Origin of the sequence: Ralstonia edaphi (assembly GCF_958350185.1) — a bacterium.
GTDB classification, from domain to species: domain Bacteria; phylum Pseudomonadota; class Gammaproteobacteria; order Burkholderiales; family Burkholderiaceae; genus Ralstonia; species Ralstonia edaphi.
Map to the genome: position 1 here is coordinate 473,811 of NZ_CATWHI010000002.1, position 13,841 is coordinate 487,651.

Here is a 13,841-nt window from a genome sequence, read left to right on the forward strand (position 1 = left end):
CGTTCCATGAAGCCCACCACCCCGCCGGATCGGCGATTGGACAATCCGCCCGCACCGCCGGCGCCAGGCGCGTACTCGCCGGCCGACAACCCGCATAAAGGCAATCGCGGCATCACGCGCGCGTGGTTTGCGCTCAAGAACTCGATCAGCGGCATCCGCTTCGCCATCGACGAGGAAAGCGCGTTCCGCCAGGAGCTGACGCTGTGCGCGATCCTGCTGCCGTGCGCATTCGTCATTCCCGCCACCGTGGTCGAGCGCATTCTGATGCTCGGCACGCTGGTGCTGGTGCTGATCGTGGAACTGCTCAATTCAAGCGTGGAAGCGGCGGTCGACCGCATCTCGCTGGAGCAGCACGGGCTGTCCAAGCGGGCCAAGGATTTCGGCAGCGCAGCGGTCATGCTCGCCCTGCTGCTGTGTGTGGGGACGTGGGTGGCGATCGCCTGGCCGTGGGCGGTGTCGCTGTTGCATTAGGAACACCAGCGAAAAGCCGGCGACAACGTTTGGCAATGTATTCCCCGCGGCATGTGGGGGTCGTTGCACAAGCACGATCTCTTATAATCCGGGCACCAATACGCCACGGAGACAGGGCCACCGGCCTTGGCAGTTCAATGGAAACCAAGCAGCATTCCACCGGCCCGCGCCGGACGCGCGATCGCATTCTCGAAGTGTCGCTGCGCCTGTTCAACGAACTGGGCGAGCCCAACGTCACGACCACGACGATCGCCGAAGAGCTGGAGATCAGCCCGGGCAACCTGTACTACCACTTCCGCAACAAGGACGACATCATCAACTCGATCTTCGTGCAGTTCGAGCAGGAGATCGCGCGTCGCCTGAAGCTGCCGGACGACCACAAGGCCACACTCGACGAGACGTGGGGCTACCTGCAGTACATGTCGGAGTTTCTCTGGAACTACCGCTTCCTGTACCGCGACATCAACGATCTGCTCGCGCGCAACCGCATGCTTGAACTGAACTTCAAGCGCATCGTCGAGCAGAAACGCCACTTCGCCATGGACATCTGCCACCAGTTCATCGAAGACGGCGAGATGGAAGCCACGGCGGAGCAAGTCGACGTCATCTGCACCAACATCGTCGTGATCGCCACCTACTGGCTGTCGTTCCAGTTCGTCCAGCACCCGCGCCAGTACAACGACCAGAACGCGATCCGTGACCACCTGCACGGCGCGAGCTACCACATCCTGTCGATCCTCGCGCCTTACCTGCGTGGCAAGCCGCGCCGGGCGTTCGATTTGCTGGCGGTGAGCCGCAGCAACGATCCGCCCACCGGCACCCCGGGCACCCCAAGCAACAACACCCCTGCTAAATGAAATCGATCTGCGTTTATTGCGGTTCCAGCCCGGGCGAGCGCCCGGAATACAAAGCCAACGCCATCGCGCTGGGCAACGAGATGGTCAAGCGCGACCTCACGCTCGTCTACGGCGGCGGCAATGTCGGCCTGATGGGCGTGGTGGCCGATGCGGTGCTCCACGGTGGCAAGCCGGTCATCGGCATCATCCCGAAATCGCTGGTGCGCAAGGAGGTCGGGCACAAGGAGCTGACCGAACTGCACATCGTCGACAGCATGCACCAGCGCAAGCAGATGATGGCCGATCGTGCCGATGCCTTCATCGCCATGCCGGGCGGCGTCGGCACCTACGAAGAGCTGTTCGAGACCTTCACGTGGCTGCAACTCGGCTATCACAACAAGCCCATCGGCCTGCTGAACGTGGCCGGTTTCTACGACAAGCTGCTGGCCTTCATCGACCATGCGGTGCAGGAAGGATTCCTCAAGCGTCACCACGCTGACCTGCTGCACGTGAGCGACGACCCTGCAGCGTTGATCGACATGCTGGCGCGTGCGCCACGCGAGACGGTCGACAAATGGTCGGAGCGCCGAGAGCGCACATAAGCCCCGTCAGCGCTAAAACGACGACCCTGGCTGCTTCAGAAACTCCACTTCCTCGGGCGTGGAAACGCGCCCGAGCGCTTCGTTGCGATGCGGAAAGCGCCCGAAGCGCGCCACGATCTCGCGGTGCTTCTCCGCCCAGATGAGCGGGTCCGCATCGCCTTCCTCGTCGCGCAGGCGCGTGTAAAGGCGAATCGACTCATCCTGCGCCGACAGCGCCTCGCTGTGCTCGAACGGCAGGTAGCAGAACACACGGTGATGGCGCGTTGGCAATTGCGCATCCCATCCTGCGGCCACGACGATCTGCGCGGTATGCAACGCAGCGGCGTCGCTGGCAAAGGCGCGCGCGGTGCCGCGAAACATGTTGCGCGAGAACTGGTCGAGCACGACGATGCGCGCGATGGCTTCGAGCGGCGTGTCCATCCAGGTGTCGGGCTCGCCCGTGGAAAGCGCCTCCCACAGCGGCAGGAAGCGCGCGCGGATCTCGGCATCGAACGCATCGGACTTGGTGAACCACTCCGAGCGGGCGTCAATCAGCGGCGCATTGCCGAACCAGAACGCGAGCACGTCGTCTGCGGTGGGCAAACCGATCATCGGGGTCTCCTCGAATGTTTTCTTGTAGGGTGCGCTTTCGCGCGGCACCTTAGCGCTGCACGTTCCGCATCCAGTCGGCGGTCTGCCAGAACGCCTGCATCAGCCGCATCTGCAGGGCTTCGTCCAGGCCGATGTCTTGCATGGCGAGGGCCATGCAGCGCATCCACTGATCACGCTCCTGCGTGCCGATCTCGAACGGCATATGGCGGGCACGTAGCCGCGGGTGGCCGAAGCGCTCGATGAAATGATTCGGGCCGCCCAGCCAGCCGCACAGAAACCAGAACAGCTTGTCGCGCGATCCATCGAGGCTTTGCGGATGCAGCGCGCGCAGCACCGCAAACTCGGGCTCCAGATCCATCAGGTCGTAGAAGCGGTCAACGAGTTCGCGCACGCGCGCCTCGCCGCCAATCAGGTCGAAGGCCAGGGCTTCCTGGCCGGAAGTTGCATCAGTCATACAGCGTCAATCACATCAAGAAAATTCGGGCGTCGTCACGCGTCACGAAGCGTGGCCATGGCCGGGCGACGCAGCACGTCGCGCAAGCCGAGCCAGCCGCCAACAAAGGCGCACGCCATGCCGCTCACGATGCCCACCGGCAGGATCGCCGGGTTGAAACGATACGGAAAATCGAAGACGTACGCCGACAGCACCCAGCCGATGGCGATCGCGCCCACCCCGGCCATCAGCCCGGCGAGGCCACCCACGATCAGCACCTCTGCGTACTGCGTCTGGCGTACTACGCCGGACCCCGCCCCGAGCGCGCGCAGCACGCCGGCGTCGCGCAAGCGCTCGTCGCGCGAGCCGGAGAGCGCTGCGTACAACACCAGCACACCCGCCGCCAGCGTAAAAACGAAGAGGAATTCCACCGCCGCTGTCACCTGGTCCAGCACGCCCTGCACCTGCTGCAGGATCAGCTCGGTATCAACCACCGTCAGGTTCGGAAACTCGCGCACAAGCTTGGCCGGCAGATCGGCCTGCCCGGCGGGAATGCGGAATGCAGTCACGTAGGTCTGCGGCATGTCGCGCAGCGCCACGGGCGGCAGGATGACGAAGAAATTCACGCGCATCGAACTCCAGTCGAGCTTGCGCAATGACGTGATGGGCGCATCCACCGTCTGCCCGGCGACGTCGAAGCGCAGCACATCGCCCAGGTGCAGGTTGAGCGTCTTGGCAATGCCCTCTTCCACCGAGGCCTCGGGCTTTTGTCCACTGAACCATTGGCCGGAAACGATGCGATTTTCAGGCGGCTGCGCGGTGGCGTACGACAGGTTGAATTCGCGTTCGACCAGATTGCGGGCGCGCGATTCGGCATACGTCTGGCGATCGATCACCTGGCCGTTCACCTGCGTGAGGCGCCCGCGCACCATCGGGTAGAGCTTTGGATCCGCCACGCCAGCTTGTGCAAGGGCCTGCGCCACCGCCTGCATCTGGTCAGGCTGGATATTGATGATGAAACGGTTCGGCGCATCGGCCGGGGTGGCGTTGTGCCACGAGCGGATCAGGTCGTTGCGCGTCATGGCGAGCAACAGCAGGGCCATCAGGCCGACCGCAAGCGCTACGGTCTGCAGCACGCTCACGCCGCGACGGCGCTCCAGCACGGCCAACGCAAAGCGCCAGCCCACGCTCAAGGCACGGCCCCGGCCCAGCGACACCGCCAGCGCGCGCAATCCGCCGGCGGCCAGCAGCGCAAATACGACGATGGCGCCGGCAAACCCGGCGGCCGTCAGCGCCCCAAGCTTCACGTCGCGCGCGGACACCACCAGCAGCGCAAAGAACGCCGCCGCGCCCAGCGCATAGCCAATCCATGCGGCAACGGCGCGCTCGGCCACATCGCGTCGCAGCACGCGCAGCGGCGCCACGCGCACGAGGCTCAGCAACGGCGGTACGGCAAAGCCGATTAACAGCACCAGCCCCGCTGTCACGCCCACGACTGCGGGCCAGATGGAGGGCGCAGGCAATGTCACCGTGACCAAGTCGCCGAGGGATGCGAGCAACAACCAATGCGCGCCATAACCCAGCGCCACGCCCACCGCCGAACCGATCACGCCGATCAGCAAAAACTCCAGCGCGAACGTGCCAAGAATCTGCCCTTGCTTGAGCCCCAGGCACTTGATGACGGCCACCGCATCGGTATGCCGCGCGGTGTAGCGGCGCGCGGCCATGGTGATCGCCACCGCGGCAATCATGGCCGCCAGCAAGGCGACGAGAGAAAGGAAGCGCTCCGCACGGTCCAGCGTTTCGCGCATCTGCGGCTGGCCGTTCTGCAACGATTCCACGCGCACGCCACGCAACTGGCGCGTCTTCGCTTCGTTCTCGGCCCAGGTGTGGAACGCACCGGCAGCGGCATCCGGGCCCGCCACCAGCAGGCGATACGTGACCCGGCTCCCGTAGGTGACAAGGCCCGTCGAACCGAGGTCCGACATCTGCAGCATCACCCGAGGCGCGAAATTCATGAAGCCCGCGCCTCGATCGAGTTCCTGGGTGATGACATGCGCGATCTTGAAGATGCGCGTGCCGAGGCGTATCGCATCGCCCACGCGAAGGCCGAGCGCTTCGAGCAGCGGTGCATCCACCCACACTGTGCCGGCGGCGGGAATGCCCCGAATGGGCGCACCGGCGGTATCCCGACCGTCATCGCTGACCTTCAGTGTGCCGCGCAGCGGGTAGCCCACGTCGACGGCCTTGATGGCGGCGAGTTGCGAAGCAGGTTCGCCCGACGCGCCCTTGGTCAACGTGCTCGCCATGCTGGGGAACGTGGCGGTGTGCGTGACCTGCAGGCCGCGCGCGCGCGCATGTGCCTCGATGTCGGGCGGCAGCGGCTGGTCGGACACGACAAGCACATCCGCGCCGATCAGCTGACGCGCGTCGCGCTCCAGGCCGGCATGCATGCGATCGGCGAGGAAACTGACGGACGCCAGCGCGGCCACAGCCAGCACCAGCGCAACGAGCAGCAGGTTCAGTTCACCGGCGCGCCAGTCGCGGCGCAGCATGCGCAGGGCTTGGGTCCAGACGGAGAAACGTGACATGGGCGGAACATGAACGAGGCGCGCAATGGCGCAAACCCCGCCATGTTCGCACGACTTCAGCGGGCCAGCGCGCGGGCCTCGTCAGCGTGCCAGGGCAGCGCCTGCTCGGCGGTGAGCAGCGAAACGTGCTCGGTCGGCCGGTAGCCGGCGAGATGGCCCAGACCTTCGCGGAAGGCCGGCTGCCCGATGCGCTCGATCAGCTCGCGCACCCAAGGCGACAGCGCGTCATTGCGGCGCACCGCCAGGTAGTACGTTTCGCGCGTCAGCGGCACAAAATGCAGGCCGTGGGCTTCGGCGCCGGGGCGCAGGCCGAAGCCGACGTCCGCCCGCCCTTCCTGGACGGCCACGGCGATCTTGTCGCTGGAGAATTCCTGCTCGTCATACCCATTGATCTGGTCGGGATACAGGCCGGCCGCCACCAGCAACTGATCGAACAACAAGCGCGTGCCCGAACTGCGCTGGCGGTTGATGAAGCGCGCCTGCGTGCGCGCAAGGTCCCCGAGCGACAGCACCCGCCCCGCCCATTCCGCCGACATCATCAGCCCCTGCTCGCGATCGGCCAGGGCGATCAGGCGCACGGCGGTCGGGCGCAGCCACTTGCGCAGGGTCTGGTGCGCGATCGAGCCCGCACCTTGCTGCGGCGCCACGTAGAAACCGGCCACCTCGCATTGCTTTTCCTGCAGGCAGATCAACCCCTCGACGGCGCTGCAGAACACCGTATCGATATGGGCGCCGTGGCTTTGCCGCGCAAACGTCTCGGCCAGCAGTTCCACGGCGGGGTCGTGACTGCCCGAAAAACGGATGCGCGCCTGGGACTGGGAAGCGTCTTCCAACTCTGAGAGGAACTGCCCCATGGCCTGATGCAGCACCGGATCGAGTTGCTCGCGCAGACGCATCTCAGCGCGCAGCATGCGCTCACCGAAAAGCGTGAGCGAGGCGCCACGGCCGCGCTCCATGTCGAGCAGCGCGCGGCCGAGCATCTCTTCCCACGACCGCATCACCCCCCAGGCGTGCCGGTATGACAGCCCCACCTGCTTCGCCGCGCGGTGCAGCGACCCCGTCTCTCGAACAGCCCGCAGCAACTGAAACACCTTGCCGTTCGCACGCGGGTTGTCGTCCGGCCCCACCACCGGAAATACTTCGAACTGGAATGTCATTATGTTTATGGTTTCCTATTTACTTCCGCCGTGGCCCGGGAGAACAATCCTGCTCATTCCGGGGCGGGCATCTCGTGGTCGCTGGCTGCCCCCGACGTTGCCGCCATCATGCAGCATCCGACATAAAGCGTCCACGCCTTCGCGCTAACCCCCACAACATGCCCGGATTGTCCAAAGCCCTTCGGCTACCTGCTCTCATTTGCCTGACGCTGGCGGTTGCCACCACCGCATATGCTGGCGATCTCCGCATGGCCACCACCACCAGCACGGAAAACTCCGGTCTGCTGAAGGTCCTGCTGCCCAAGTTCGAGGCGGCCACGGGCATCCATGTGCAGGTGATTGCCGTTGGCACCGGCAAGGCGGTCAAGCTGGGCGAATCGGGGGATGTGGATGTGGTGCTGGTGCACGCCCGCCAACTGGAAGACGCCTTCGTCGCCTCCGGGGGCGGCATCGACCGCCGCGACGTGATGTACAACGACTTCATCCTCGTCGGCCCCGAATCTGACCCAGCCCACGTGCGCGGTCAGAAGAACGTCATTCAGGGGATGGAGACGATCGCTGCGGCGGGCGAAAAAGCCGGCGCCAAGTTCATCTCGCGCGGCGACAACTCCGGCACCGATGTCATGGAAAAAGCCTACTGGAAGACCGCCAACATCGACCCGAAGGGCAAGCCGTGGTACGTGAGCGCAGGGCTCGGCATGGGCGAAGTGCTGAACATGGCCGCGCAGATGAATGCCTACACACTCTCGGACCGCGCGACCTACGGCGCCTACCGCGCCAAGACGGGCCTCGGCATCGTGCTGGCCGGAGACCCGCGCATGTTCAACCCCTACGGCATCATCGCGGTCAACCCGAAGAAATACCCGGGCATCAACTACACCGATGCGACCAAGCTCATCGAATGGATCACGTCACCGGCGGGTCAGCAGGTGATTGCGGACTTCAAGGTCAACGGGGAACAGGTGTTTTTCCCGGATTACGGGAAGGCCGTGGCAAGCGGAAAGTGAAAGCGAGCCGGGCCCAACCCATGGCGGATCGGCTGGCGGCAGGGTTCAGGCCACCGCCGATTCCAGCTGCGAATGCTGTGGCAGCTCGGCCGCCACTTCACCGATCATCCGGCGCAGCCACATCACATCCGGTGCAGCGTGGCTGCGCTCATGCCAGAGCTGGTAGAAGCGCATTTTCGGGAACGTTATGGGCGCCGGCAGGATGCGGATCGGCAAATACTGAGCACAGTGCGCCGCGAACTGGCGACCGGTGGTAAAGACGAGATCAGTACGCATCAGCACATACGGCACGAGCCCGAAATACGGCAGCGATACCTGGATCTGCCGCTTCAGCCCCTGCTCGGCAAGTGCCTGATCGATCATGCTGCGCTGCATGACCGCATACGGCGCGGGCGCGAGATGCGGCATCTCCACATAGTGCTTGAGCGAGATGCCCTTGCGCGCCAACGGGTGCTGCGCACCCAGCATGCAGACGACTTCATCGTCGAACAGCGGTGAAATGTGCAGATGTTCCGGCGGCGACAGCCAGTTGCCGATCACCAAGTCCATGCCGCCCTGCTCCAGCGCGGCCAGGTAATCCACGCCGGCATTGAGCGGATGCACCACCAGCTTGGCTTGCGGCGCCTGCTTGCGCAGACGCTCGACGATGTTGGGCAGGAAAAAGGCATCGAGATAATCCGGCGCCCCCAGATGGAACGTCCGCGTGGTGTTGCCCGGATCGAAATCCTGCGACGGACGTGCAATGCGCTCCATCGCCTCCAGGCTCTGCTGCGCCAGCGACAGCAGGTCATGGCCGCGCTCGGTCGGCACCATGCCGTTCTTGCCACGCACCAGGATGGCGTCGCCGGTGATCTCCCGCAGGCGCTTGAGCGTGTTGCTGATGGCCGGCTGCGACTGGCCGAGCTTGACCGCCGTGCGCGTCACGCTCTGCTCGGTGAGCAGCGTGTAGAGAACGCGCAGGAGGTAGGTATCGAGGTGATCTTTGCCGTGCATCTGGAGGCGGGTATCGGCTGCGCCGACCCTTCAAAAAAACGTGCTTGGGGACACTTTCAGTGTATGTCACTTGCACGCCGCGCCGCCAGACCGCTACCGGCGGGTATACCCCGGATTTTGGCTTTCCGATGCGGGTTATCACATGGGCCAAATATTGCATTCCTAGGCCGGTGCTATGGTTCCGTTACACACACAAACAGGCGTAGAACCCCCATGGAGACTCAGCCCATCCGCTTCTTCCACCGCGGCCAGGTCCGCACCGTTACGGACGCCCCGATCACCCGGACGGTGCTTCAGTACCTGCGTGAAGACGCACACTGCACCGGCACCAAGGAAGGGTGCGCCGAGGGCGATTGCGGTGCGTGTACCGTCGTGCTCGGCGAACTGCAGGAAGACGGCAGCGTCGGCCTGAAGGCCGTCAACGCGTGCATCCAGTTCCTGCCCACGCTGGACGGCAAGGCGCTGTTCACCGTGGAAGACGTGCGCGGCAAGGATGGCACGCTCCACCCCGTGCAAGAGGCCATGGTGGAGTGCCACGGATCCCAGTGCGGCTTTTGCACGCCTGGCTTTGTGATGTCGCTGTACGCCCTGTACGAAAACACCGGCAACCAGGCGCCGATTCCGTCGCGCCAGACCATCTGCGATTCCCTGACCGGCAACCTGTGCCGCTGCACCGGATACCGTCCCATCATCGACGCCGGCGAACGCATGTTCGAGCTGCCCGCGCCGACAGGCATCGACCGCACGCAGTTGGCCGACACGCTGCGCAAGCTGCAGCGCAAGGACACCTTCAGCTATGCGCCCATCGGCACCGAGAATGCGCCTCGCTTCTACGCACCGCGTACCGCGTCCGCTTTCGCCGCCATCAAGGCCGCGCATCCGAACATCCGCATCCTGGCCGGCAGCACCGACGTCGGCCTGTGGGTCACGAAGCAGTTCCGCGACCTGGGCGACATCCTGTACATCGGCCAGGTGGCCGATCTGTACGCACTGGAAAAGCGCGATGGCTGGATCGAAATCGGCGCCGCTGTCTCGCTGGAAAAAGCCTACGAATTCCTGGCTGCGGACTACCCCGAAGTGACCGAATTGTGGAAGCGCTTTGCCTCGCTGCCGATCCGCAATGCCGGCACGCTGGGCGGCAATATCGCCAACGGCTCGCCGATCGGCGACTCGGCACCCGCGCTCATCGCCATCGGCACGCGCGTCGTGCTGCAGCGTGGCGAAGCCCGCCGCGAGTTGCCGCTTGAAGACCTCTACCTCGCCTACCAGAAGAACGCGATGGAAGAAGGCGAATTCGTTGCGGGCCTGCGCATCCACGCACGTGAGGGCCGCGATGCCCTGCGCTTCCGTACGTACAAACTCTCGAAGCGCTTTGACGAGGACATTTCCGCCGTGTGCGCGGCGCTGGCCATCGAGCTGGACAGCCAGGATGGCGAAACGCGCGTGCGCAGCGCACGCATCGCCTACGGCGGCATGGCGGCGACCTCCAAGCGCGCGACAGAGACGGAAAACGCCATCGTCGGCCAGCCGTGGAACGAAGCGACCGTGCGCGCTGCCATGGCAGCCATGTCGCGCGACTACACCCCGCTGACCGACATGCGCGCGACCGACAACTACCGTCGCATATCGGCTGCCAACACGGTGTATCGCTTCTGGCTGGAAACCCGCGTCGATGCGCCGCTCGCGCCCGAACAGATCAATGTGCGCGCGGTCGAATTGAATACCCTCACGGCAGCCTAAGAACATGAACAAGCAAACCGAAGCCTTCCTGCTGGCGGAAGCCGATATTGCTGCCGCCATGCCCGGCCAGCGCGGCGCTGTGGTGGGCATTTCGCGCCCGCACGAATCTGCGCACCTGCATGTTGCGGGCACCGCCACATACACCGACGACATTCCGGAGCTGGCCGGCACGCTGCACGCGGCGCTGGGCATGAGCACGCAAGCGCATGCGCGCATCGTCAACATGGATCTGGATCGCGTGAAGGCCGCGCCCGGCGTGGTGGCGGTATTCACGTCGGCCGACATTCCAGGCACGAACGATTGCGGCCCGATCATTCACGACGACCCGATCCTGGCGACCGACACGGTGCACTTCATCGGCCAGCCGATGTTCATCGTGGTGGCCACGTCGCACGATGCGGCCCGCCGTGCGGCGCGTCTGGGCAATATCGAATACGAAGTCCTGCCCCCGCTGCTGACGCCTGAAGAAGCGCGTGCCGCCGGCAAGTCCGTGCTGCCGCCGATGCACCTCAAGCGCGGCGAACCGGCTGAGCGCATCGCCTCTGCACCCCACGCTGAAGCCGGCAAGATGTCGTTGGGCGGCCAGGAGCAGTTCTACCTCGAAAGCCAGATCTCGTACGCCGTGCCGAAGGAAGACAACGGCATGCACGTGTGGTGCTCGACGCAGCATCCGACCGAGATGCAGCACATGGTGTCGCACATGCTGGGCTGGCACGCCAACCAGGTGCTGGTCGAATGCCGCCGCATGGGCGGTGGCTTCGGCGGAAAGGAATCGCAGTCGGGCCTGTTTGCCTGCTGCGCTTCGCTGGCGGCGTGGAAACTCGCCTGCCCCGTCAAGCTGCGTCCGGACCGCGACGACGACATGATGATCACCGGCAAGCGGCACGACTTCCGCTTCGCCTACGAAGCCGGCTACGATGACGACGGGCGCATTCAGGGTGTCAAGGTCGACATGACCTCGCGTGCCGGTTTCTCGGCGGACCTGTCCGGCCCGGTGATGACGCGCGCCATCTGCCACTTCGACAACGCCTACTGGCTGCCCGAGGTGGAGATCGACGGCTTCTGCGCGCGCACCAACACGCAGTCGAACACCGCCTTCCGCGGCTTCGGCGGCCCGCAAGGCGCGTTCGCCATCGAATACATCATGGACAACATCGCGCGCTCGGTCGGCAAGGATGCGCTCGACGTGCGCCGCGCCAATCTTTACGGCAAGGACAAGAACAACGTCACGCCGTACGGGCAGACGGTGGAGGACAACGTCATCCATGAATTGCTCGACGAACTCGAAGCGACGTCCGACTACCGCGCCCGCCGCGAAGCGATTCGCGCATTCAACGCGACCAGCCCGGTCCTCAAGCGCGGCCTGGCGCTGACGCCGGTGAAGTTCGGCATCTCGTTCAACGTAAAGCACTTCAACCAGGCCGGCGCGCTGGTGCACGTCTACAACGACGGGTCGATTCTCGTGAACCACGGCGGCACCGAAATGGGCCAGGGCCTGAACACGAAGGTCGCGCAAGTGGTGGCGCACGAACTGGGCGTGTCGTTCTCGCGCATCCGCGTGACGGCCACGGACACCAGCAAGGTCGCCAACACGTCCGCCACGGCGGCATCCACAGGCAGCGACCTGAACGGCAAGGCTGCGCAAGACGCCGCACGCCAGATCCGCCAGCGCCTGATCGCGTTTGCGGCCGAGCATTACGAAGCGCCCATCGAGACGGTGTCCATCGCGGGCGACCATCTGGAAATCGGTACGCGCCGCGTGCCGTTCAACGAGCTGATCGGCAAGGCCTATGTTGCCCGCGTGCAGCTGTGGTCAGACGGCTTCTACGCCACGCCCAAGCTGCACTGGGACCAAGCCAAGCTCAAGGGCCGCCCGTTCTACTACTACGCCTATGGCGCAGCCGTGTCGGAAGTGGTCGTCGATACGCTGACCGGCGAATGGCGCCTGATGCGCGCCGACGTGCTGCACGACGCCGGCCGCTCGATCAACCCGGCCATCGACATCGGCCAGGTGGAAGGCGCGTTCATCCAGGGCATGGGCTGGCTGACGACCGAAGAGCTGTGGTGGAACAAGAACGGCAAGCTGATGACGCATGCGCCGTCCACCTACAAGATCCCGACGGTCAACGACTGCCCGCCGGATTTCCGCGTGCGCCTGTTCAACAACGCCAACGTGGAAGACAGCATCCACCGGTCCAAGGCGCTGGGTGAGCCGCCGCTGCTGCTGCCGTTCTCGGTCTTCTTCGCCATTCGCGATGCGGTGGCTGCGGTTGGCGATGGCCGCACGAACCCGCCGCTGAATGCGCCGGCGACCAGCGAGGAAATCCTCAAGGCCGTGGATGCCATCCGCAGCGCCCCGCTGACGGCCTGAGTTGGGAGACACCATGGACCACACGCAACTGCGCCCATTCCGCTTCGCCGAAGTGCTTGCCACCGTGCAGGCCGGGCAGCCGTGCGTGCTGGTCACGGTGACGGACGTGCAGGGCTCCGCGCCGCGCGAGCCGGGCACGCTCATGCTGGTGGGTATCGACGGTTTCTACGGCACCATCGGCGGCGGCCATCTCGAGTGGCGCGCGATGGAAATCGCCCAGACGATGATGGACGCGCCCCAGGCCACCGGCGAAGCGCGCCGCCAGTTCGTGCGCATTCCGCTGGGGCCGGCACTCGGCCAATGCTGCGGCGGCGTGGTCCGCCTGTCGTTGGAGCGTCTCGATGCGCGCGATGTGGAATGGATCAGGCTTGCGGACGACGCCATGCGCCAACGCCGCAGCCTGCGTCGATTTGTGCCGACCGATGTGGAGGCGCCTGTCGAAGCGAGCATCGGAGATGCCGCCGCAGCCGGCGTGACGCTCGACGCCAACGGATTCACCCAAACCGTGCTGCCGCCCGACATGTCGATCGTGCTGTGCGGCGCGGGCCATGTCGGCCACGCCATTGTGCGTGCGCTGGCCCATCTGCCGTGCGGCGTGACGTGGGTGGACGAGCGCGATGCGATGTTCCCGTTTCCCACGGAAGTGCCGCCGAATGTCGTCATCGAATCCACCGACACGCCGGAAGCCGTGATCGACCACGCGCCCGCCGGCAGCTACTTCCTGGTCATGACGCACAACCACGCGTTGGACCTTGCGCTGTGCGAACGCATCATGCGCCGCACGGACTTTGCCTACTTCGGCCTGATCGGCTCCAAGACCAAGCGCGCGCGCTTCGAGCATCGCATGGTCGAACACGGCGTGGACCCTACGCGCCTGCCGGAAATGGTGTGCCCGATTGGCGTGGCGGGCATTGTGGACAAGGCGCCGGATATCATTGCGGTATCCGTCGTCGCGCAACTGCTGCAGGTGCGAGAGCTGCAACAACAAGCGCTCACCAGCGCCAGCAGCGGCGCGGCGGTCCCTTACCGAGTCCCCACGCCTGTCTGAT

General features: G+C 65.1%; 12 protein-coding genes. 7 read left to right on the forward strand and 5 right to left on the reverse strand.

The window, feature by feature from the left end; genetic code table 11:
• The first annotated feature begins 6 nt into the window (after positions 1-6).
• The 3 genes from R2669_RS07395 to R2669_RS07405 all read left to right on the forward strand — a co-directional run bounded on the left by R2669_RS07395 (position 7) and on the right by R2669_RS07405 (position 1,909).
• Entirely contained in the window at positions 7-471 is a 465-nt protein-coding gene (locus R2669_RS07395) for a diacylglycerol kinase (RefSeq protein ID WP_147214701.1), read from the forward strand.
• 137 nt (positions 472-608) lie between these two features.
• Positions 609-1,328 carry a TetR/AcrR family transcriptional regulator gene (locus R2669_RS07400; protein WP_147214700.1) on the forward strand — a complete coding sequence of 240 codons (720 nt, stop codon included), beginning with the start codon at positions 609-611 and terminating at the stop codon, positions 1,326-1,328.
• Complete coding sequence (locus tag R2669_RS07405; protein ID WP_147214699.1) at positions 1,325-1,909, forward strand: LOG family protein; 585 nt, start codon at positions 1,325-1,327, stop codon at positions 1,907-1,909. The genes R2669_RS07400 and R2669_RS07405 overlap by 4 nt, the downstream gene beginning before the upstream one ends.
• A gap of 12 nt (positions 1,910-1,921) precedes the next feature.
• On the opposite strand, the gene R2669_RS07410 is transcribed toward R2669_RS07405, so the two are convergent.
• From R2669_RS07410 to R2669_RS07425, 4 genes are read right to left on the reverse strand one after another with little or no spacing between them, the layout of a single operon-like run.
• Positions 1,922-2,500 (reverse strand): DUF924 family protein, encoded by a 579-nt coding sequence (locus tag R2669_RS07410; protein ID WP_316899434.1) that lies wholly within the window; start codon positions 2,498-2,500, stop codon positions 1,922-1,924.
• A gap of 49 nt (positions 2,501-2,549) precedes the next feature.
• The gene (locus R2669_RS07415) at positions 2,550-2,954 is read right to left on the reverse strand and encodes a group II truncated hemoglobin (RefSeq protein WP_147214697.1); all 405 of its coding nucleotides are present in this window, start codon (positions 2,952-2,954) and stop codon (positions 2,550-2,552) included.
• Positions 2,955-2,989: 35 nt separating this feature from the next.
• The gene (locus R2669_RS07420) at positions 2,990-5,524 is read right to left on the reverse strand and encodes an ABC transporter permease (RefSeq protein WP_316899435.1); all 2,535 of its coding nucleotides are present in this window, start codon (positions 5,522-5,524) and stop codon (positions 2,990-2,992) included.
• A gap of 56 nt (positions 5,525-5,580) precedes the next feature.
• A complete protein-coding gene (locus tag R2669_RS07425) occupies positions 5,581-6,681 on the reverse strand; it encodes a substrate-binding domain-containing protein (RefSeq protein ID WP_316899437.1) in 1,101 nt (366 codons plus the stop codon).
• A gap of 158 nt (positions 6,682-6,839) precedes the next feature.
• Here R2669_RS07425 and R2669_RS07430 point away from each other — a divergent pair, with 158 nt between their 5' ends.
• The gene (locus R2669_RS07430) at positions 6,840-7,688 is read left to right on the forward strand and encodes an ABC transporter substrate-binding protein (RefSeq protein WP_316899438.1); all 849 of its coding nucleotides are present in this window, start codon (positions 6,840-6,842) and stop codon (positions 7,686-7,688) included.
• Between the two features lie 45 nt (positions 7,689-7,733).
• Here R2669_RS07430 and R2669_RS07435 read toward each other — a convergent pair whose 3' ends face one another.
• Entirely contained in the window at positions 7,734-8,681 is a 948-nt protein-coding gene (locus R2669_RS07435) for a LysR substrate-binding domain-containing protein (protein WP_316873275.1), read from the reverse strand.
• A gap of 213 nt (positions 8,682-8,894) precedes the next feature.
• Here R2669_RS07435 and xdhA point away from each other — a divergent pair, with 213 nt between their 5' ends.
• From xdhA to xdhC, 3 genes are read left to right on the forward strand one after another with little or no spacing between them, the layout of a single operon-like run.
• Entirely contained in the window at positions 8,895-10,421 is a 1,527-nt protein-coding gene (xdhA, locus tag R2669_RS07440) for a xanthine dehydrogenase small subunit (protein ID WP_316899440.1), read from the forward strand.
• A gap of 4 nt (positions 10,422-10,425) precedes the next feature.
• A complete protein-coding gene (gene xdhB / locus R2669_RS07445; RefSeq protein WP_316899442.1) occupies positions 10,426-12,792 on the forward strand; it encodes a xanthine dehydrogenase molybdopterin binding subunit in 2,367 nt (788 codons plus the stop codon).
• Between the two features lie 13 nt (positions 12,793-12,805).
• Positions 12,806-13,840, forward strand: a complete 1,035-nt coding sequence (xdhC, locus tag R2669_RS07450; protein ID WP_316899444.1) for a xanthine dehydrogenase accessory protein XdhC — start codon at positions 12,806-12,808, stop codon at positions 13,838-13,840.
• Position 13,841: the final 1 nt, after the last annotated feature.